This window comes from Nocardia carnea, from assembly GCF_029869215.1.
Taxonomy (GTDB): Bacteria; Actinomycetota; Actinomycetes; order Mycobacteriales; family Mycobacteriaceae; genus Nocardia; species Nocardia carnea_B.
Genome location: NZ_JARWPM010000375.1, coordinates 1 through 20,209, shown reverse-complemented (window position 1 = coordinate 20,209; position 20,209 = coordinate 1). Strand labels below are relative to the sequence as shown.

Here is a 20,209-nt window from a genome sequence, read left to right as displayed (position 1 = left end):
GCGAAACCCCGAGCGCGCGGGGGGGCCCCTGCCCGGGGCCGGGGCCGGCGGGGCCCCCGCCGGGCCACCCCCCCGCCGCGGCCCTGGCCGGCGGCCCCCGCGGCGCCCGGCCCGATCTCGCCGGCGAAGCACTCGCCCGGGTCCGGGCGCCGACTTTGCTGATCGTCGGCGGCCGCGACGAGACGGTGCTCGACCTCAACCGCCAGGCGCGGGAGCGCATGACCGCCCGTCCCCAGCTGAAGATCGTGCCGGACGCCACGCATCTGTTCGAAGAACCCGGAACGCTGGACCGAGTCGCCGATCTCGCGGCCGGCTGGTTCCGCGACAACCTCGGCACCGCGCCCGCACCGAGTCCGTCGTCCTGATCCTGTCAGGCGCCGAGGGACCCGATCTCGCTGTCGAGCAGGGCGGCCTGGGTGGTCAGCTCCGCTTCCTCCGGCTGCTCCCCCACCCTGGCGACCAGGTCCGCCCGGGTGACGACGACCAAGCCGGCGCCGTCGTCCGCGGGGTCGTCGTGAATTCGCAACCGGCCCTCGGACAGCACCAGGCAGCTGTCCGGCGCGGAGGCCAGAAGCCGTCGCAGCTGTGCGGCATCGACCTGTGTTCCTGACTGCCGCTCGTCACCGTGCTCGGGAGCATTGTCGATATCCATGCGCCCCGGATGCCCCGAGCCTGCCGCCGGAAACACTCGCCCACGACTTCTCGCGCCGGGCGGCTTCGTAGCGGCCGGCATCGGTCGGCCGCCCGCTGTTTGCGACGGAAGTGCCCGGGTACTGCCGCTTCGCAGACGCGAAGTCGCACAAGGGTCGCGGTGGCGTCCCGGGAAGGTTCGTGATGGTGACAACCGATGTGCAACGGCTCCAGCGGGCGCTGTCGGAGGTCGACTTTCCGGCCGAGAAATCCGATCTGGTGAGCCACGCCGCCGAAGCGGGCGCGGACGACGATACGGTGCGCGCGCTGAAGGCCATCCCGCCCGTGCAGTACGCCAACCTCACCGAGGTGTTGCAGTCGGTGACTCTCGACGACGGGCGAAGCCAGTCCGAACGCAACGCGCAGAGCCGCGAACACGCGCATCCGACGGTGACCGAGCGGGAACGCCGGGTGCCACCGAATCCGGTGGTCGACGAGCTCGGCGAGAACCGCGGCAGCTGAGGAGGTGGTAGCGATGGCCGAGTCGCTGGTGGACGACGAGCTCTGGGACGACTTCCACCGCGTGGTCAATATGTCGTCGCGCGAACTACGCGACTGGTTGCGTACCGAGGCGGCGAGCCCGGAGGCGGAACGGGAACCGGACCGCTCCGGCCCGGAAGTGGGCCGGCATGTGCTGGCGATTCTCGGCAAACGCCGCACCGATCTCAACGCCGGCGATATCGCGGTGATGCGCCAGGTGGTGGACGAGGTGACCGAGGCCCGCCGGGCGGATCTGGAACCGGTGGCCGGGCAGGCACAGTTCCGGCGCCGCCTGATGTGCCTCGGCCACGATCCACTGCGGGCTGCGTAGGCTGTCCTGCAGTTTCAGTCGCGCCGGGCCACCGCGTAGAGGTGGTAGGAGCCGCGAAACCCCTTCAGTTCGGCTTCGCGGGCGGCGGTGACCGCGATATCCGGGCGGCCGGATACCGCGTCACGCACCGCCTCGCTGACCAAGACCTCGCCGCCGTTCGCCTGGGCCGCGACCCGGGCCGCCATGGCCACGTTCCGGCCGAACAGGTCGTCGCCGCGCCGGACCGATCTACCCATATGGATACCGATACGCACCCGGACACTCGCCACGGGTCCGGCGATCGCGCCGATAGCGCCTTGTACGTCCAAGCCGCAGCGCACGGCCGCTTCGGCGGCACCGAAGGCCATCATGAAACCGTCGCCCTGGCTTTTCACGATATGCCCGCCGTGCGCGGAGACGTATTTGCGGATCAGCCGGTCGTGCCGGCCGAGCAGCGCGACCCACGCGCGATCGCCCAGTCGTTCGTTGAGCGCGGTGGAGCCTTCGATATCGGAGAAGGCGATCACCACATCGCCCTCGGCGGTGAGCCGTGCCAGATCCGGTCGTTCCACCTGAGCCCAGCCCGCCAGATCCTCGATCGAACTCAGTACCGCGGCTCGGAAACCCTTGCGGCGCACCAGGCTCGCGGTCTGCCATACCGTTTTCACCGCTTCCCGGCCGCTGTCCATCAGCAGCTGCCGGGTATCGGGCCGGCGTTGGGCCGCGGCGAGTTCGCGCCGGCTGCGGACCAGTAAACGCCACAGCACGATCAGGCCGCCGGCCTGCACCACGACGACCGCCGCGAGGACATATTCGATCATCGGCGGCTACCGCGGTGTGCCGGCGCCGGCCTGCGCGGCGTCGCTCAACTGCTGGGAGACCTCGGGCAGGTCGGCGTGGATACGGCGGTCCATGGCCCGGGCGAGCAATTCGTCGGCGACCTGGCGGACCGCCGGGCGCAACCCGCCGAGCGTTCCCGCGAGCTCGTTGAGCCGCTCGGGCGCGGGGTCGTCCAGTACCGGGTTCACCAGGTTGACCCGGAACTCCCGGACGAACGCGAATGCCATCCGGTCGAAGGCCGCTTCCAGTTCCCAGCTCAACGCGAGTATCGAGCGCAACGGAATTCCCGCGGCCACCATCGCGGTGGCCGCCTCGAGCAGCCGGCCGCTGGAGTAGACGAAGCGGTCGTCCTCGATGCGCAGATAACCCAGCTCGATCGCCTCCGCGATGGCCTCGGGTGTCGCTTGCGCACCGAAGCGGGACAACATCTGTTCGAGGTCCAGGGTCACTTCCCCGTCGCCCCAGGCTTGCGCGGCGGCCGATTCGAAACCCAGTAATTCCGAGACTCCGCCGCCACGCTCGGCAGTGGACAGCAGATCGGCGATACCGTCGAGGCTGTGCCCGCGGCCGAGCAGGTCGGCGATGAGTCGTAACCGCTCGAGGTGCCCCTGGTTGTACAGGGCGTGGCGCCCCTGCCGCCGCGGCGCATCGAGCAGGCCCCGGTCCTGGTAGTAGCGCACTGTCCGCACCGCGATACCGGCGGCCTCGGCCAGCTCCGTGACCCGGTACTCCTGCGTGCGTGGCGTCATCGTCATCCCTCCCGCTCACCGTCTGCGAGCCGAGTAGCGCAATCTTAGCCACACTGTCTCAGCAGATGGTGATTCAGTAGTCCGCTTCGGTCCGGTCAGGCCCGCGATAGCGCACTCCATCTCGCGTCTGTTGTGGTGCAAGTCACCGTCGGTTACAGTCCTTACTGATACATATCGCGTGTCGGCAGACCGAGCCGGCACCTGCGGGGCCGTGCATTCGGCGGTGAGGAGGCCGAGTCGGTGCTGACGACGAACAGCTCTCGAACAGGTTGTGAACTCGAGATCGCCGGAATGCCGGCGGTCGAGCATCTACCCCGGCCCCGCCGGCTCTCCCAGCAATTACTCGACCATCTCGCCGGATCGAGTGACGGTGCCACACCCGCGGCGATGCTGCCGTGCGGAGTGGCGCGGCGCGAAGCCGCCGAGGTGGTGGCCGGCTGCCTGGAACTGGTAGCGGCGGTACTGCAAGGTCGCCCGGTGGACCGGTTACCCGAACCCGTCCACAACAAGATCGCCGATTGGGCCGCGGACGGCGTGGCGCTGGAAGCCGTGCAACACGCCACCCACCTGGGCTTCCGGTTCGTGCTGGATCTGCTCGCGCGGCACGCCCACGGCACCGACAGCCAGGCGATGGTGGTGGCGAGCCGGCGGCTGGCCGAGGTTCTCGACCATGTGATCACCACCTTCAGCCGGGCCTATGTGCGGGAACTGCGGGTCCATACCGCCATGCGCCAGGCCGGCGCCGAAGCGCTGGCCGCCGCCCTCATCGCGGGAACGAGCACCGCGGAGATGGCGCGCGAATGCGGTTTCCGGAACGCGGATTCCTACGCGGTGTTCGCCCTGGCGCTGACCGGTCCGGCGCAGGAGGGCGCCGGGAACGGCCCCGGTTCCATCGAGGCGCGGCGCCGGTTGCGGCGGGTGCGCGCCGAACTCACCTTCGACGGCGCTGCGCCGCTGGCGCGGCTCAGCGAAGCGGGTGGCACCGTTCTGGTCCCCTGCGCGCCACACGACGACACCACCGCCGCGCGCCTGTTCGAACGCCTGCGGTCGGCGCTGGGCAGCCCACCACTGGTCACCGTGGTGCACGCGGCCCGCGACGAGATTCCCCAGGCGACCCGGCGCGCCCACGAATTGCTCGACCTGGCCCAGCGCCTGCACCGGCCCGCCCGGTTGTACCGGATGGCCGATCTCGCCGTGGAATACCAGATCACCCGGCCGGGCCCGGCCCGGCAGCACCTGTCGAAAACCCTGGAACCATTGCTCACCCAGCCCGAACTCCTGCAAACCCTGGCCATGTACCTGGCCAACGACCGCAACCGCCAGCGCACCGCCCGCGCCCTTTACGTGCACGCCAACACCATCGACCATCGCTTGCGCCGCATCGCCCGCCTCACCGGACTCGACCCGGCCGGCGCCGAAGGCCTCTGGCATCTCCAGGCCGCCCTGATCGCCAACGCCTACGAAACCGGCCGGCCCGTACCGCACCTCCCGGCACCGGATACGGACGCCGGGCACACCGGCACCGGTCCCGGTGCTGCCACCACGCTGCTGCAGACGTCCGGGTCGCTCGGTACACCTATGGCCACGGCTGCCGGATAGAAAGGTGTCTCCGCCCCGACGTTCAGGCCAGTTCCGGCACGCGCAGATGAGCCAGGGCCAGTTCGAACTCCCGCACGTCCAGAGCTTCCACACCGGTCTGCCGGGCGGCATCGACCCGCAGCGACGCCGACTGCTCACGACTGGCCCGCATCGCCTCGGCGCTGTCGTAACTGGTGCACGAGACGGCCCGCCCGGACCTGCGGTTGATCATCAGGCTCGCACTGCAGAATCCGTCCAGTTCCTCCATGGCGGGCAACGTGCTGACCTTGTAGATATCCACGGCCGTATCGAGCCGGCTCGGATCGGTCTTGACCCAGGTCGCGCGCACACAGGCCCCCTCGCCCACATGGTGGGCCCGGTGCAGGCCGGCGATCTCCCATTCCTCGATCTGCGCGCTGCCGCCGAAGGTCGCGAGCGCACGATCACGCAGGGGGCCCACCCGCTCCCGGCTGTCGTGCATGGCGTCCGCCGATTCCCAGGCGCTGGTGGCGATGCAGTGCCCCGTGGTCCGGTCGACCATCAGCGACATCCCGATACACCCGGGGATTTCTCGGAGGGCCGGCAACACCGTGTCGCGCATATGCGCGATCCCGGCGTCGACAGCGGAGGGTTGCGCCTGAATAGTGGTAGATCGCGCGAACACGATCCACCCCCTCTCTGCTCGGGGCAGCGCCCCGGTGGCGCCACCGGTGCCCTTCACCCTGCTCCTCCACCACTGCCGGTGGCAAGAGGCGAGGTCGCCGGCTCCGGCGTCCCGCACCGCCGTGGACGCCCCGGTGCGCCGCCGGCTCAGGCCCGCAGAACCTCCCTGACCTCCATCAGCGCGAACCCGAGCAGGTTCAGGCCCGCCCACCGAACCGGGTCCTCGATGCGCGGATCGTCGGCCGTCAGCCCGACACCCCATATCCGGTCGACCGGACTGGCTTCCACCAGGACCCGATCCCCGGTGTTCACCAGGAATTGCCGCAGCTCCACGTGCTGCCCGAACTTCGCCAGGCCACCGGCCACCACGATCCCGAACCGGTGCGCGGCCCACCTGTCCTCGGCGAACCCCCGGATACTTCGGCCCAAGGTTTTCGCTTCGCCCGGATGGTTCGCGTCCAGAATCTTTTCCGCGGTGGCACCGTCGTCGAACAGCATCGCCTTACGCCACATCATGTAGTGCTCGGCCGTCCGGAACTCCATACCGTCGACAGTGAAGCGCGCCGGCCACCATTGACTCAGGCAACTCGGGCCGATCCGGCCGTCCGGCCGCGGGTGGTGGCCCCAGAAGGGCAGGTACTTCACCCGTCCACCGTCCAGGGCATCGATCAACTCGCCGGTACTCCGCGCTTTCACCGGTCCGAGTCTGCCGCACAACCAGCGGCGGAACACCCCGTTTTCCATCCACCGCCGCCCGAGCGGTGGCCGGGATATACCAAGGCAAGGGCTACACCGGCCACGCCGGGCTCGAACCGGGGACGAACCCGGGACTCAGGGTTTGCGGGCCAATCCGGCGGAGATCAGTTGATCCCAGACGGTCAGCTCACGGTCGGCGGAACCGATACTGCGGACCACAGAGTCGGATTCGTCCGGGGCGTCCGGCCGCCAGAGCACCGCGGGGACGATTCCCGGATCCAGAATCTCGAGACCGCCGAACAGTGCCCGGATCTCGTCGTCGGTGCGCCACCGCCCGCGACCGAACGTGGACTGGAGTTTCTGCTCCGCGGCCTCGGTTTCGGCGTTGTTACCGGAGCGGAAGTGGGAGATGAAAACCTGACTGCCCGAAGGGATCTGGTCGCGCCAGTAGGCGACCACGCCGTGCGGGTCCTCATCGTCGTTGAGGTGGTGCAGGATCGCACTGAAAACCATCGCCACGGGCTTGCCGAAATCGATCAGCCGGCGCACCTCGTCGCTGTTCCGGATCTTCTCGGGTTCCCGCACATCGGCCTGCAGCACGGTGGTGTTGTCGTCGGTGGCCAGCAGACTGCGGCCGTGTGCGAGCACGATGGGGTCGTTGTCGACGTAGACGACCTTCGCACCGTCGGCGTAGCGCGCCGCGATCTGATGCACATTATCGGCCGTCGGCAGACCACTGCCCAGGTCGATGAATTGCTCGACTCCGCTGCGGGCGATATCGCGCACGGCACGCACCAGCGCCTGCCGGTTACCGAAGGCGATCGCCACCGACCCGGGCAGGTCGACTTTGAAGTGGTCGCCGATCTTCTGATCGACGGGATAGTTGTCCTTACCGCCGAGCAGATAGTCGTACACCCGGGCGATACTCGGTTTGCTCTGATCCACCACGCCCGCATCGTCATTCATCACGCACTCCGTCCACCGAGTTATGGTGCCCTCATCGTAGGCAGCCGGACAGGCCTGTGCCCGCACAACGTCTACGCCGGAAGCCCAGCGCTCAAGCCAGGCGTAAGGCCGTCACTTTCCAGCCCGTTGTCGTATGTTCCACGCGGCCGGCGAGGGCGAGTCGCCGTGGGCCGCGGTCGTACATCGCCACCAGTTCGAACGCGTCGCCGGCGACCGGGAACAGCTGGTATTTGGCCAGGACCGCCGCGCCCAGCGTCCGGCTGGGTACATGGTCGCCGGCGACCAGGGAGCCGATGGCGTGGACCAGCGCGGGCGTGCAGGACTTGGCGAGCTGTGCGACCGGGCGACGGCGATCGAGGGTTTCCAGCAGGAATCGCAGCGTTGTACCGGTGAATTCGCGGGCGTCGAGGTGACGGTCCGACCGTTCGGCCGCATGCGCGGCGCGTTGTACCCGGCGCAGGCTCGCCGGGACTCGGCTGCCGGAACGCAGCGCGCCACGGGCAATGCGTGGCCGGCATCCGGCCACCGAATCCGCCGCCGTTTTCACGGGCGCGCAGGCCGGCGCAGGTGTGGCCGCGCCGGATTCCCGCTCGGCGGGTACCGGTGCCGCCGGGCCGTTTCCCTCTCGATGCGGTATCCGCGGCGACGACTGTCCGGCGACCGAAATACTCGCCCTCGGGCGGGCGCGCGGTAGCCCACCGGGCAATTCCGCCGGCGGTTCGTACTCGGGCACCCGATACAGCATCGGCCGGACATCACGCATTCGACACCCCCTCCGTGAACGGAACGCTCCGCCCGCGCTCCGGTCGCGTCAGCATTGCATCGATATCCCTCGGCGTACAGCCGTAACGACGGCTTTTCCGCCGAAACAACCGTCGGCGCGGCGTGTCTCGCACGCACCGTATTCCGGCGCGTCGCGGGCCGGGATGGTTTGTCGGAATCGATTGCTAACTTGGATCGTTACGTCCGATCACGCCTTGATACCGGGAGAGTCTTTTGCTCGGCCATTCCCATGCCACCAGCGGCGCGCTCGCATTCGCGACCGCCGCCACCGTCGTTCCCGTCCCGGTAATGGAATTCGTCCGGGGGCCGGTGGATGTCACCGCCCTCGAATTGATTCTCGGGGCGCTGATCACGGCGGGTGCGGCATTGCTGCCCGATATCGATCATCCGGGCGGCACGATCGGGGAATCCCTGGGCCCGGTGAGCAATGTGGTGGCCAAGGGGGTGGCCGCGATTTCCGGCGGCCACCGTAGGGGCACGCACGGATTGCTGTTCGTCCTGCTGGCCGGTTGGGCGACCTGGGCGGGTGTGCACTATGTGGGCCGCTATTTCACACTGGGCATTATTTTCGTCATGCTGGCCTTCGGTTTCCGGGCGCTGCACCTGACCCCGAAGGGCGATTCCATCCGGGCGTGGGGCCTGTGCGTGCTGCTGGCCGGCGGCGGCACGGTCCTTATGGACCGCTGGCTACCCGATTCGCCGTACTGGCTCCCGTTCGCCATCGGCCTGGGCGCGCTCATCCATATCGCCGGCGACTGCCTCACCGACCGCGGCTGCCCGCTGCTGTGGCCGCTGAAGCCGCGGCTGGCGCTGCCGATCATCTCCCGCACCGGGAACAAGGTGGAGACCTGGATCCTGACTCCGGCGATGGGCATGGTCACGATCGCCCTGCTCTACCTGTACGCGGTGCCCCGGTGATTCGGCCGGGCCCCGCGGCGCGCGGAGCCGGCAAGCGTATCCTCACCTGTGATTATTCGCATAGCCTGCGGGTATGACCGACGCGACGGAGGACCGATATCTCGCCCAGGGCGGGTTCGCGACCAAGCTCAACTGGCTGCGCGCCGGGGTGCTGGGGGCCAACGACGGCATCGTATCGACCGCTGGCCTGGTGGTGGGCGTCGCGGCCGCGGCGTCCAGTACCAGCACGATCCTCACCGCCGGCATTGCGGGGATCAGCGCGGGCGCCATCTCCATGGCGGTCGGCGAGTACGTATCGGTGAGCACCCAGCGCGATGCGGAGGCGGCGCTGCTCGCGCAGGAGTGCCGCGAGCTCGAGGAAGATCCCGAGGACGAACTGGACCAGCTCACCGCGATCTATCATGCCAAGGGCCTGAGCGCCGAAACCGCCCGGCAGGTGGCCGAGGAGTTGACGGCCTACGACGCGTTCGCCGCGCACGCCGAAGCCGAACTCGGCTTGAATCCCGACGAATTGACCAATCCGTGGCATGCCGCGTTCTCGTCGGCGATCGCCTTCACCCTCGGTGCGATGCTGCCCCTGCTGGCGATACTGCTGCCCCCGACCCCGGCTCGGGTCCCGGTCACCGTTGTCGCCGTCCTGCTCGCCTTGGCCCTCACCGGCTCGATCAGCGCCTGGCTCGGCGGAAGCAGCCGGATCCGCGCGGTGGCCCGGGTCGTGGCGGGCGGCGCACTGGCCATGGCCGTCACCTACGGCATCGGCCAGCTGGCGGACGTCGCGGGCATCTGAGCGGGAGCGAGTTCCCTTGCCGCGGCGAGCTTTATCCGAAGTGAACCAGCGGCGGGTCGCATATTTTGCTGTACTTGGCGGGTGAGTTCTCTATTCGCCGTACTGCCGGCGGCCGCGCTCGATTCGGCGGAGCAGGCGTACGAGCGGTATCTGTCCCTGATGCAGGCCCCCGAGCCCAGTCCGCCGGAGCGGGCGGTGGGGGTGGTGTGTACTTTGATCGACCGTTCCGGAACCGGGTTGCGGGTCCACCGCCGGCCGGAGGCGCGGGGCGCCCTGCTGGAGGCCACGGTATCCGACCGGTTCGATTGCCTGCGCGCCCTGCTGGCACTCACCGCCGACCGTGACCTCGCGGTCCTCGATGTCGCGACCCGGCGGCTCTACAACCCGCGCGGCGCCACCCGCATCCAGGTGACGGCGGGCAATATCACCCTCCCCTATCTCACCGAGAGCATTCTCGACGAGATCCTCGAAACACCTCCGGATCCACGCGACCCCGCGCTCCAGGTGACCCGCGCACCCATGTGCCATATCCGGGCTCGCCGCCTGCCGGAGGATATCTTCGAACTGGAGCACCGCGACCTGGACGCGTTCTTCCGCCTCTACACCGACGACGCGATCCTGGTGCGTAAAACCATCTGGGCCTGGGCCGTCCGCGATCCGTGGTGGCAGCAGGCCATCGCCTGGCAGCCCGTCGACGCCCCGGTGGCCCGGCAGCGACGACCGGAGCCGGCCGACGATATCGACGCCGTACTGGCCGAATTACGCCGGATGGCCGACGAAACCCCACCGGAACTCGGCGCCCTCGACCTGATCTCCGCCCTCGGCGACGTAGACAACCAAGCCCAAGCCATCCTCGACCGCGCCGACACCGAAAACCCCACCCGGACCCAACCAGATTGATCCACGGGCGGGGCCGGCCCTCGAAACGCCATTCCCCGCCACGGATACACCTATTTCAACCCCACCCGGACCCGCACCGAATCCTCGTCCGTTCCGGCCAGCGCCTGTTCGAGCAGGCTGCTGATGTTCACCTGGGGCACGGCCCCGTTCAGGCTGTCCGTGAGCGGGGTCAGACCCGGCTGCAGGGCGGCCAGTTCGGGTCCGATCTCGTCGAGCACGGTGCGCAGCCGCTCCAGCAACGGAACGAGTCCGCCGTCCTGGAGATACCTTTCCGGTGATCCCTCGGCACCGGTGACCCGGCCCACCGATTCGACGAAATCGTCGAGGACCTCGGCGAACCGGGTGAATTCGGTGGCGGCCGCGGAGGTGGCCGGCCCCGACCATTCGGCGTCGGCCGCGGCGGTTTCGAAGTTGTCGAGGAGTTCGGCGATCCGTGGTTCGCGGGACATTATGGTGGCGGCGAGCAGGTCGGCGGCGCGGGTGAGTTCCGGCAGCACCGCGTCGGTGCCGTGCAGCGCCTCGCTCATGGTGCGCACCAGCGAGCCCATGGTCGCCGGGTCGAGCTGGTTCATGGTGCGGGTGACCATGCGCGCGGCCTCCGGGATGGAGAGCGGGCTGTGGATATCCGCCGACTGCAGCCGCTGCCCGTCCGAGATATAGGGCCCCGCGCCGGTTTTCGGCGCGAACTGCACATAGGGCTCGCCCAGCGCGGACAGGTGTTCGATCGTGACAACGCTGTCGGCGGGCAGCCGATGCGAATCCTGCACCCGGAAACCGACTTCCACCCCGTCGGCGACCCGGTCCACCGAGGTCACCCGGCCGACTTCGATACCGGTGAGCAGTACCGGCGAGCCGACGCCGAGACCGCCGGAATCCGCGAGCACCAGGGAGGCGTTCAGGTAGTCGCGGAACGGGTCGGCGCGCACCACACCGAAAGTGAGGTAGCTCGCGCCGAGCACGGTGATGGCCGCGATCCCGCCGAGCGAGGCCAGAGGTCCGAGTTTCATCGCACGGCTCCGATCATGCGCAGGGTTTCGATGATCCGGTGCACCTGGTCGTCGGTGGACAGACCGGGGGCGCGCACGCCGCTGATATCCACCTTCGGGCCGTTCTCCACGAACGGGATGATCTTGTCCCGCAGGAGCGCGACCAGCATGTTCAGGTTCGAGGGCTGCCGCAGGTCCAGCGGACCGCCGGTGGCCAGCGGGACGAAGGCGGCCGCGGCGGCGCCGCCGGATTGCGCGAGCGGCGCGAGCCAGCTCAACGACTGCCCGACCGGCCCCAGGCCCCCGAAGATCTCGGTGACCCCGGCGATGGAGGCGGTGGCGGCGTTCATCTGCCGCACCGATTCGGGCCGCAGGATATTGTCCAGTTCGTCCTGGATCCCGTGCATGACCTCCGCGTTCGAGGCCACGCCGTGCAGCAGCAGGTCCACCTGATCCAGATGCGCGGCCAGGTCCACCGCGTCCGTGGCCAGGACCTGCGCGATCTGCTGCGTTTTCGCCGGGTCCTGCGGCAGTACCGAATTGACCCGGTTGACGATGTCCTGCAGTTGCCCCACCGCACCGCTGTTGACGAAGAAGGCGATCGCCGCCATCGTGTCCTCGAGCTGCACCGGTGGGGTCGTGCGGTCGCGCGGGATGGTGTCACCGGGGCGCAGCAGGTTGCCGTAGCCGTCGGGGGGTGTGGTCAGCGCGACGTGGATATCGCCGAGCACGGTGTTCTGCCGCAGTTCGGCGATGGTGTCGGCGGGCAGCTCGACGTCGTCGTCGACCGCGATATCCACCACCACATAGCCGGTCGTCTCCGCGTCGCCGGGCACGACCTCGACCTGCTCCACGGTACCGATCTGCGCACCGTTGGCGATCACTTTCGCCCGCGCGGGCAGGTTCAGGACGTTCGCGAATTCGATCCGCAGGGAGTAACTCCCACCGCTGACGGTGGCACCGGGCACCGGGATATCGGAAGGGTCGAAGGCACAACCGGACACGGCCAGTGCGGCGGCGATCCCACCGGCCGCCAGCCCGCGCCTGATCCGGTGGAGGTCCAGCGTTATCCGCCGCGCCGGATCGATCCGGACGCGCCGCGGTATCCCGGACAGCAATCTCATCGCGCACCCGCCGTTCCCAGTACCAGCCGCACCAGATCCAGATCCACCATGCCGTTCGCCGCACTCGCGCAGCGCCCCGGCGATACCGCGTTCACCGCGGCGCAGACCTGTTCGGCGTTCGGCTGCGGTATCGCGACCCGCGGTGGCGCGTAGGTGAGACCCGGGGCGCCCGTCGCCGGATCGGTGACCGTACGCACCGCCGAGGCCAGCACCGGTGTGGTGGCGACGATCTCGCTCAGCGACCCCACATTCGCGCGCAGCAGTTTCACCAGCGGCACCAGGTTGTCCAGGCCGGCCATGAGCGGATCGGCCAATATCACGGAGAGGTCGTTGAGCATCGGCAGGATCTCACCCAGGCCGTCGAACAGGGCGATACCCGGGGTGAGCAGTTCCGTATGCGACATCTCGAGGGTCGGCCCGAGCCGGGTGAGCATCAGTTTCAGATCACCCCAGTGCTCGGCGACCTTGTTGGATACCGATGCGTAGGCGTCGAAGATCCCGGCCAGGTGCGCGATATCGGCGTCGGGCGATTCCAGGACCCGGCCGAGCTGGTTGATCAGGTCGTTGATCTGCGGACCGGTACCGGCGGAGGCCGTATCGAGCGCGTCCAGACCACCGGCCAGCGCGTTCGGCCGTTCGTCGGTGCCGCCGATCTGATCGGAGAGTTCGGCCAGCGCGGTGATCGTCTGGGTGAGGCTCTTCGGCGTCAGAGTGTTGGTGAGGCACTGACCCGGATCGTGTTCGGCGGTGGTGTTCGTCCCCGGGAGTACCGCCAGTTCCCGGTCGGCCACCACGGTGTCGGACACCGTGGTGGCGCCCGCGCCGGCGTAGACCGGATGGTCGGCGTCGACCTCGAAATCGACGCGGACTTTCGCGCCCGCCGGCGCGATCCGGGTCACCGAACCGACTGTGATCCCCCGCATCGACACCTGATTGCCCTGGTAGAGGCCGATACTGTCCGGCATGATCGCGCAGTAGGCGCGGGTCTGCTTCAGCGGCTGGAACGCGATCACATACGCCGCGGTCACCGCGAGCACCAGCACCACCGCCCCGGCGATCGACATCAGCGCCGGTGAGCCGAGCACCCGTTTCCGCATCAGCACACCTTCCCGGGAAGCGGGATACAGACCGCGGCACCGGGGGCGGTGACGGTGGTCCCCGATTGATCGACGTGCACACCGCCGCCGGGTCCGGTCAGATCGCGCAGTTTCGTGCTCAGGCTCTGCGCCGCCGCGATCATGGGCTCGAGCTGGTCGCCGTATTGCCGCAGCCGCGGCAGCGCGTCGGCGAGCTGCTGCACCTTCGGCCGCAGCGTCTGATCCCAGCTCGGTGCCAATGCCGTCACCCGCTGCACCACCGAACTGAGCAGGCTCAGCGCCTGGCGCAGTTCGGCGCGCTTGTCCAGCAGCACCGTCTCCATCAGATTGACGTTGTCCATCAACCGGCCCAGATCGGTTTTCGCGCCGTCGTACATGGTCACGTATTCGTCGGCGGTGGCGATGGCGTTCGACACCTGATCACGCTGGCGTTCGATGGCGTCGAGATAGCTGCCGACGGTGTCCAGCACACTCCGCAGTGATTCGGGGGCAGCGTCGAGGGAGGTGTCGAGTGCGGCGAGATTGCGGCGCAGGGTGTCGCCGTCGGTTTCGCGCAGCGGCGCGGTGGCGTCCTGGAAGGTCTCCATCAGGCTGTAGGGCAGCCGGACCCGGTCGGCGGGAATCGGGGTGTCGCCCAGCGGGGCGTCACCCGCCGGGAACAGTGCGACGTAGTGCCCGCCGACCAGGGTGAGCATCCGGATATCGAGCGAACTCTGGTCACCGACGAAAACGTCCCGGTCGACCGTGAACCGCATCAGCACCCGATCCGGTTGCAGGTCCAGGGATTCCACCTCACCCACCGGGACCCCGGCAAGCCGGATATCGTCGCCGGTTTTGACCGACTGCGCCTCGCTGAGTTCGGCGGTGTAGGTCTTCTTGCCCAGGGGCACGACGTACAACACACCGACCGCGATACCCAGGACGAGCACACCGCAGAGGCCGATGATCCCCAGCCGCAGCTGTTCGCGCAGTTTCGTGGGTTCGTCGGTGACCGGCCGGTCCCGGTCGAACCACCGGGCCGGCGCCGCGGCCCACCGCGCGAGTCTCATCCGTTGCATATCGCCACCTGCTGTCCACCGATCAGTACCCGCACCGGTGCGGGAACCTCGGCCGCGCCCTTACTGCATTCCGGCCGGAAACCGGCCGGGGTCCGCGGGAAGGCCGTATCCACCGCGGCCAGCAGGCCGGGCAGCCGGCCGAAGGTGTCGACGGCCTGCTGCGGGTCGGGAAAGAGGTGGCGGATCATCGCGTCGATATCGGGACCCATCTCCGGGCTCAGTCCCAGCGTCGCCAGCAGGCGGTCCACCGGTTCGAGCACCGAGGGCGCGCTCATCGCGAAATCCGCGAGACCCCCGACATTGCGTTGCAGCGCCTCGAAGATATCGGTGAGCCGCGCCAGCAGCGGTACCAGGTGATACAACCGGCCGCCGACGCGTTCGGCGAGGTCGGACATATTGCGCACCAGCGTGCCGATCACTTGCTGGCGGTCTTCGACATATTCGCTGAGCGTGCCGATGGCGTCGAGTGCGGGCCCGATCCCCGACCCGTCCCCCTCGATCACGGCGAGCATGCTCTCGGTGAACTGGTTGAGTGCCTCCGGCGACAAGGTCGCCAGTACCGGTTGCAGACCGTTGAACAGGCTGGTCACATCGAACGACGGAACGGTCTGTCCCGTGCCGATATCCGTACCGTCGGCCAGCCGGACCCCCGGGTTCGGCTGCTGCTGCAGATCGATATAGCGCTGGCCGGTGAGGTTCTGGTAGCGGATGGCGAGGACGCTGTTGTCGTAGACGGGGGTGTCGGTGGTGACGGTGAGCCGCACCTTCGCCTTGTCACCGTCGAGCGTGACGGCCTCCACCTTGCCGACCTGGACGCCGAACATCCGCACATCGTCGCCGGTTTTCAGGCCGTTGGCGTCGGTGAACAGTGCGTGATGGGTTTCGGTGTCGCCGTCCACGGGGCGTTTGATCGCGCCGATGACCAGCGCGAGGACCAGCGCCATCACCCCGGCGAACAGAGCCAGCCGCCACGCGGCGCGCCGCGCGGTCACCGGGTACCTCCGCCGGTGCCGTCCAGTTCGACCTCGAAGTCGAGCACGGGACCGTCCGGTCCTTCTCTGAACGCGACTCCGAGCCGGGTGAGCAGGGTGCGAAGATCGGCGGCCGACTGCTGCGGGTCGGGCACGGCCAGGGCCAGCAGCTCGAGGGTGGGCGCGAGCATATCGGTGTATCCGGACAACTGGCTCGCGCTGTTCATCGTGCCGGTCAGCGCGGGCAGGATATCGCCGGTCAGGGCTTTCACCCCGGCATCGAAATCGGCGCGGTTCGTGCGCAGCACCTCGATATCCACGATCTGGTCCAGCACCTCGATGGTCGCGCCGGCGAACTGCCCGCCGCCCTCGAACGCCGGCCCCAGCCGCCCGACCAGTTCGTTCGCCGGCATCGACTGATGCTCGGCGATCACCCGGCCGGCCGTGATCAGGGCCTCGGCCAGCGGGGTGAACGCCTTGACGTCCGCAGCGGCCTGGGCGATCACCCGGGCCATATCGGCGGTGAACACCGTGCCGCTGGTCTGCGACATACTGCGCAGCAGGGCGCCCATGGTGGCGTCGTACACCGCGGCGGCGCGGCGGCCCGTCAGGTCCACCACATCCCCGGAACGCAGCGGGGCCCCGCCGGACCCCGGCCGCAGTTCGATCTCGCTGATCCCGAAAAGGTTCGCGGGCGCGTAGTCCACCTGCATGCTGTCGTCGATCCCGTGCAGCCGCTGCGCGTCCAGCGACAGCGTGATCCGCTGGGTGCCGCGCCCGGCCGGCTCGATCTCGGTGACCGAACCGACCTGCACGCCGTCGACCCGCACGAGCGTCCCGGCGACCACGCCGTCACCGATCTGCTCGGTCCGCAGCGCGATACGCAGCCCGTCGTCGGCGGTCATCGCGCGGTAGCCGTACCCGGCCAGCGCGACCACCGCGAGCACCGCCACCACCAGCGCGCCGACCCGCCGCGCGCTGCGCGGACCGGCGGCGACCCCGGGCATTCCGTACTTCGGCATCTGTCCCTATCCCGTGAAGCTGATCGCCGAGTTGAATCCCCACAGCACGATCGTCAGGACCATGTCGAGGGCGATGATGGCGACGAAACTGGCACGTACCGCGCGCCCGGAGGCGATACCGACACCTTCGGGCCCGCCGGTGGCGAAGAATCCGTAGTAGCTGTGCACGCAGATCACCACGGTGCCGAACACCGCGACCTTCACCGTGGCCGCGATGATGTCGAAACCGGCGATGAACTGGAAGAAGTAGTGGTCGTAGACGCCGGCGGACTGTCCGTGCACCAGCGTGATCAGGCCGCGGCAGGCGAAGTAGGAGCCGATCAACGCGATCAGGAAGGTCGGCACGATGGCGACGGCGCCGGCGATGACCCGGGTGGTCACCACGAACGGCACCGACCGCAGTCCCAGCGCTTCGATGGCGTCGATCTCCTCGGAGATCCGCATCGAGCCGATCTCGGCGGTGATCCGGCAGCCGGCCTGCGCGGCGAAGCCCACCGCGGCGGCGATCGGCGCCAGTTCCCGCGTGGTCGCGAACGCGGAGACGATTCCCGTCACCGGCCCCATCCCGAGCATGTCCAGCGTGGCGAAGGATTCGACCCCGATCGAGGCACCGATCACCAGGCCCAGCACGATCATCATCGGTACGGTCCCGCCGCCGACGATGACCGAACCGCGCCCCCAGGTCATATTCGTGATCACCCGCAGCGTTTCGCCCCGGTAGCGGCGCAGCGCCAGCGGTATCGACGACAGCACCTGCCAGCAGAACACCACCACGAAACCGAGCGAATCCACCGCGCCCAGGATCCGGCTGCCGCGGCGGAAGTAACGTGCGAGGAATCCGAAGCCCTTCGGGGCGTACGAGGTCGCCGCCATCACGCCAGCCTGGTAGGCAGGAACATGGCGGTGACCTGGGTCATCGCCAGGTTCACGAGCACGATCGACACCACCGACAGCACCACCGCGGCGTTCACCGCGTCGGCGACCCCGCGCGGACCGCCCTTGGCCTCCAGCCCGCGCTGGCAGGCGATGATCACCACCAGGAAGCCGAAGATCACGGCCTTGAGCAGGGAAACCCAGACGTCGGCGGCGGTGGTGAAGGAGCCGAAGGCGGCCCAGTAGGAGCCGGGCGTCACGCCCTGCCCACCGATGGCCACCAGATATCCGGCGACGATGCCGACGAAGATCACCAGGATGTTCAGCAGCGGCGCGACCAGCAGCATCGCCACCATGCGCGGGATCACCAGCCGGTGCACCGGGCTGATACCCATGGTGTGCAGCGCGTCGATCTCCTCGCGGATCGTGCGGGCGCCGAGGTCGGCCGCGATCGCCGCGGCCCCCGCGCCGCCGAGCAGGAATCCGGTGGCCATGGGCGCGCCCTGTTTGATCACGCCGAGGCCGCCGGTGGCACCGAGCAGTGAATCGGCGCCGAGATTGTGGATGAGGTTGCCGACCTGCACGGAGACGATCACGCCGAACGGCACCGCCATCAGGATGGCCGGGAAGGCGGTGACCGTCACCAGCCGCCACGCCTGGACCAGCATCTCCTGCCATTGGAAGCGACCGCGCGCCAGGTCCGATACCGCGCCGGCGACCGATTCCTGCGCCATTCCGACCGCCCGGCCGAAGGTCCGCACCGAGGACACGATGGTCCCGGAGAAATTCTTGCCGACGATTTCCCGCGCGGTTTCCCGGCGGGCAGGCAGTGCCGGGACGGAATCGGAAGGCCGGCTCGAATCTATCGCCGCGTGATGGCTCTCGGGAGTCATCGCCGAGATCCACATACCGCCGCCGCGGCACGCAATGTTTCGAAGTTCATGCGTTCAATCTCTCCGGTCCGGCATCGATGCCAACGGAGAGGAAGCTAATGGTTACGGGAGGTGACAAACAAATTCGCGGCGCTGTGACAGTGCCCACCGGAAAGAGTCCCGGAACATGACCTTCGAGCAAGTGTGTGTTCCATCACTGGCCCGCGGAAAATAAATGAGAACAGGTTCTACAAGAAAATTCGTGGCCCGGTCCGGCGGCAATTCCGGAGCCGGCGGCCGACGACGGAACGATCGAATTAGCCGTCCAAATCGACCCGAACGGAAAGCAGATCCGTTCCCATCACCCGCACGACGGCACTGTTGCCGCGCGGTAGCGAAGACAGCCGCCGGACCGCATCATCCTCCGGCACCAGATGCGCAGTGCCGGAGTGCCATTCACCGTGCAGCCGCACCCGGACCCGGTTGTCCGCCCGGATATTGCGGACATAATCGCTGCGGTCGCCGAACTCGGAGACGAACCAGAACTCGTTACCGATACAGCGGCCGCCGATCGGGACCACCCGCGGCAGCCCGCTCACCCGGCCCGTCGTCTCCAGCAACTGCTGTGCGGGCATCCGGCGACTGAGCGGATTTGCCACCCGGCGCTGAAACGTGGTGACGATGCGATGCTTCATACTTCGCAAATCGGCCATGTGGCGACGGTAACACCACGGACCCGGTCGCACTCCCCGCGCGTGACCGTGCGAGCATTCGTCGGATCATTCGACCGATCCACTCGCGATAGGCGACAATTCCCCCGTGCGAACTCAGTTCACCAACGAGCTCGTCGCGTTGACCGCGGATCTGACGCAGATGTGCCGCATCACCCACGAGGCGGCCGACCGAATGACCGATGCCCTCGTCGGGGCCGACCTCACCGCGACCTACGAGGTCTTCGCCCTCGACGAACGACTGCAAACGATGTACGCCGCGTGCGAAGCCCGCACGGTGGTGCTGCTCGCCCTACAGGCCCCCGTGGCGCGCGACCTGCGCCATGTGGTCACCGCCATCCAGATCGCCGGTGAACTGTCCCGGATCGGGCACCTGTTCAGCCTGGTCGCCGAGCAGGTGTACCGCAGCCACCCCGACCCGATCGCCGCGCCGGCGATCCTGGACCTGCTCGGCGGGATGTCCGGCCTCGCGGCGGCCGCCACAGGTCGCGCCGAACGGGCCGTCACCACCGGCCGGTACTCCGGCGGCGACGACGACGGACCCGCCGCCATGCACACCTTGAACCAGAAGCTACGGGCCACACTGGCCACCACCGATGCCGCCGAGAGCGCCATCGCGCTCGCCCTCCTCGGTTATCAGCTCTCCTGCACCCTGGAACACACCGACCGTATAGAGCGGTTGATTCTTTTTCTGGATACCGGCATCCCCCCGACCGCACAGATCGCCCCCGAGGACGAGGTGGCCGGCTGAGCCCCGCAACCCACCCCCCGGTGTGTTCCCAAACTCGGTAATTCCCTATGCTTTTCACGTCTGGTCGGCTGCCGGACACCGTACTCGGTTGAATTGTTCACCGGTACGTCCACAGCCGCACACAGCCAACGGCCGGATTTCCTCCGGCCGGAACACGTCACGACGAGGATATCGGCGTACGGCGACCGCGGGTTTCCCCCTCATCGAACCCCGCGGCGCCCGCGGCAGCCGGTCCAGGGCCGACCGCACCTCGTCCGCCGCCGCGGTGTTCGCGGGACCGGCGTCGGTAGCGGTTGCGCTGTCACGCCCTTCGAGGAAATAGCCGGCGGCGAGGACCACCACGATCAGGATCGGGATCGCGACG

24 protein-coding genes and 1 pseudogene are annotated in these 20,209 nt (G+C 68.5%); 8 read left to right on the top strand and 17 right to left on the bottom strand.

The genetic code is table 11. From position 1 onward, the window contains the following. Positions 1 to 365, top strand: a pseudogene (locus tag QH276_RS27120) (phosphoribosyltransferase); the annotation flags it as partial. Between the two features lie 5 nt (positions 366 to 370). Here the strand turns inward: QH276_RS27120 and QH276_RS27115 are convergent. Continuing rightward, on the bottom strand, positions 371 to 652 hold the full coding sequence (locus QH276_RS27115) for a hypothetical protein (RefSeq protein ID WP_280399827.1): 282 nt from the start codon (positions 650 to 652) through the stop codon (positions 371 to 373). A gap of 182 nt (positions 653 to 834) precedes the next feature. On the opposite strand from QH276_RS27115, the gene QH276_RS27110 reads away from it, so the two are divergent. After that, complete coding sequence (locus QH276_RS27110) at positions 835 to 1,152, top strand: DUF2795 domain-containing protein (protein ID WP_280399828.1); 318 nt, start codon at positions 835 to 837, stop codon at positions 1,150 to 1,152. 13 nt (positions 1,153 to 1,165) lie between these two features. Next, positions 1,166 to 1,501: a DUF3140 domain-containing protein gene (locus QH276_RS27105; RefSeq protein ID WP_280399829.1), complete on the top strand. Its 336-nt coding sequence runs from the start codon at positions 1,166 to 1,168 to the stop codon at positions 1,499 to 1,501. Between the two features lie 14 nt (positions 1,502 to 1,515). Here QH276_RS27105 and QH276_RS27100 read toward each other — a convergent pair whose 3' ends face one another. Together QH276_RS27100 and QH276_RS27095 are read right to left on the bottom strand one after the other, a co-directional pair. Further along, positions 1,516 to 2,301 carry an adenylate/guanylate cyclase domain-containing protein gene (locus QH276_RS27100; RefSeq protein ID WP_280399830.1) on the bottom strand — a complete coding sequence of 262 codons (786 nt, stop codon included), beginning with the start codon at positions 2,299 to 2,301 and terminating at the stop codon, positions 1,516 to 1,518. A gap of 6 nt (positions 2,302 to 2,307) precedes the next feature. Beyond that, positions 2,308 to 3,069, bottom strand: coding sequence for a MerR family transcriptional regulator (locus QH276_RS27095; RefSeq protein ID WP_280399831.1), 762 nt, complete (start codon positions 3,067 to 3,069; stop codon positions 2,308 to 2,310). Between the two features lie 240 nt (positions 3,070 to 3,309). On the opposite strand from QH276_RS27095, the gene QH276_RS27090 reads away from it, so the two are divergent. After that, complete coding sequence (locus QH276_RS27090) at positions 3,310 to 4,668, top strand: PucR family transcriptional regulator (protein WP_280399832.1); 1,359 nt, start codon at positions 3,310 to 3,312, stop codon at positions 4,666 to 4,668. 22 nt (positions 4,669 to 4,690) lie between these two features. On the opposite strand, the gene QH276_RS27085 is transcribed toward QH276_RS27090, so the two are convergent. The 4 genes from QH276_RS27085 to QH276_RS27070 form a co-directional block, all read right to left on the bottom strand. Then, positions 4,691 to 5,311 (bottom strand): antibiotic biosynthesis monooxygenase, encoded by a 621-nt coding sequence (locus QH276_RS27085; RefSeq protein WP_280399833.1) that lies wholly within the window; start codon positions 5,309 to 5,311, stop codon positions 4,691 to 4,693. Between the two features lie 146 nt (positions 5,312 to 5,457). Then, positions 5,458 to 6,006, bottom strand: a complete 549-nt coding sequence (locus QH276_RS27080; protein WP_280399834.1) for an NADAR family protein — start codon at positions 6,004 to 6,006, stop codon at positions 5,458 to 5,460. A gap of 135 nt (positions 6,007 to 6,141) precedes the next feature. Continuing rightward, positions 6,142 to 6,972 carry an SAM-dependent methyltransferase gene (locus QH276_RS27075; RefSeq protein ID WP_280399835.1) on the bottom strand — a complete coding sequence of 277 codons (831 nt, stop codon included), beginning with the start codon at positions 6,970 to 6,972 and terminating at the stop codon, positions 6,142 to 6,144. 91 nt (positions 6,973 to 7,063) lie between these two features. Continuing rightward, positions 7,064 to 7,735, bottom strand: a complete 672-nt coding sequence (locus tag QH276_RS27070) for an Rv3235 family protein (protein WP_280399836.1) — start codon at positions 7,733 to 7,735, stop codon at positions 7,064 to 7,066. Between the two features lie 233 nt (positions 7,736 to 7,968). Between QH276_RS27070 and QH276_RS27065 the strand changes: the two genes are divergently transcribed. The 3 genes from QH276_RS27065 (at position 7,969) to QH276_RS27055 (ending at position 10,360) form a co-directional block, all read left to right on the top strand. Further along, entirely contained in the window at positions 7,969 to 8,673 is a 705-nt protein-coding gene (locus QH276_RS27065; protein ID WP_280399837.1) for a metal-dependent hydrolase, read from the top strand. A 73-nt stretch (positions 8,674 to 8,746) separates the two neighbouring features. Next, on the top strand, positions 8,747 to 9,460 hold the full coding sequence (locus QH276_RS27060; RefSeq protein WP_280399838.1) for a VIT1/CCC1 transporter family protein: 714 nt from the start codon (positions 8,747 to 8,749) through the stop codon (positions 9,458 to 9,460). Between the two features lie 81 nt (positions 9,461 to 9,541). Then, complete coding sequence (locus tag QH276_RS27055; protein ID WP_280399839.1) at positions 9,542 to 10,360, top strand: hypothetical protein; 819 nt, start codon at positions 9,542 to 9,544, stop codon at positions 10,358 to 10,360. A gap of 50 nt (positions 10,361 to 10,410) precedes the next feature. Here QH276_RS27055 and QH276_RS27050 read toward each other — a convergent pair whose 3' ends face one another. The 9 genes from QH276_RS27050 to QH276_RS27010 form a co-directional block, all read right to left on the bottom strand. After that, entirely contained in the window at positions 10,411 to 11,367 is a 957-nt protein-coding gene (locus QH276_RS27050; protein WP_280399840.1) for an MlaD family protein, read from the bottom strand. Then, on the bottom strand, positions 11,364 to 12,470 hold the full coding sequence (locus QH276_RS27045; protein ID WP_280399841.1) for an MlaD family protein: 1,107 nt from the start codon (positions 12,468 to 12,470) through the stop codon (positions 11,364 to 11,366). The genes QH276_RS27050 and QH276_RS27045 overlap by 4 nt, the downstream gene beginning before the upstream one ends. Further along, entirely contained in the window at positions 12,467 to 13,567 is a 1,101-nt protein-coding gene (locus tag QH276_RS27040; RefSeq protein ID WP_280399842.1) for an MlaD family protein, read from the bottom strand. The genes QH276_RS27045 and QH276_RS27040 overlap by 4 nt, the downstream gene beginning before the upstream one ends. Next, positions 13,567 to 14,625 (bottom strand): MCE family protein, encoded by a 1,059-nt coding sequence (locus QH276_RS27035; protein WP_280399843.1) that lies wholly within the window; start codon positions 14,623 to 14,625, stop codon positions 13,567 to 13,569. The genes QH276_RS27040 and QH276_RS27035 overlap by 1 nt, the downstream gene beginning before the upstream one ends. After that, positions 14,613 to 15,617: an MlaD family protein gene (locus QH276_RS27030; RefSeq protein ID WP_280399844.1), complete on the bottom strand. Its 1,005-nt coding sequence runs from the start codon at positions 15,615 to 15,617 to the stop codon at positions 14,613 to 14,615. Before QH276_RS27030 ends, QH276_RS27035 begins: the two co-directional genes overlap by 13 nt. Continuing rightward, positions 15,614 to 16,618: an MlaD family protein gene (locus tag QH276_RS27025; RefSeq protein WP_280406938.1), complete on the bottom strand. Its 1,005-nt coding sequence runs from the start codon at positions 16,616 to 16,618 to the stop codon at positions 15,614 to 15,616. The genes QH276_RS27030 and QH276_RS27025 overlap by 4 nt, the downstream gene beginning before the upstream one ends. Before the next feature lie 6 nt (positions 16,619 to 16,624). Further along, entirely contained in the window at positions 16,625 to 17,491 is an 867-nt protein-coding gene (locus QH276_RS27020) for an MlaE family ABC transporter permease (RefSeq protein WP_280399846.1), read from the bottom strand. Beyond that, on the bottom strand, positions 17,491 to 18,384 hold the full coding sequence (locus QH276_RS27015; RefSeq protein ID WP_280399847.1) for an MlaE family ABC transporter permease: 894 nt from the start codon (positions 18,382 to 18,384) through the stop codon (positions 17,491 to 17,493). The genes QH276_RS27020 and QH276_RS27015 overlap by 1 nt, the downstream gene beginning before the upstream one ends. Positions 18,385 to 18,680: 296 nt before the next feature. Then, a complete protein-coding gene (locus tag QH276_RS27010; protein ID WP_280399848.1) occupies positions 18,681 to 19,076 on the bottom strand; it encodes a nitroreductase/quinone reductase family protein in 396 nt (131 codons plus the stop codon). Positions 19,077 to 19,182: 106 nt separating this feature from the next. Between QH276_RS27010 and QH276_RS27005 the strand changes: the two genes are divergently transcribed. Further along, positions 19,183 to 19,845 (top strand): phosphate signaling complex PhoU family protein, encoded by a 663-nt coding sequence (locus tag QH276_RS27005; protein WP_280399849.1) that lies wholly within the window; start codon positions 19,183 to 19,185, stop codon positions 19,843 to 19,845. A 54-nt stretch (positions 19,846 to 19,899) separates the two neighbouring features. Here the strand turns inward: QH276_RS27005 and QH276_RS27000 are convergent. Then, positions 19,900 to 20,209, bottom strand: a 310-nt coding sequence (locus QH276_RS27000) for a hypothetical protein (protein WP_280406937.1), incomplete at its 5' end; no start/stop codon positions are given.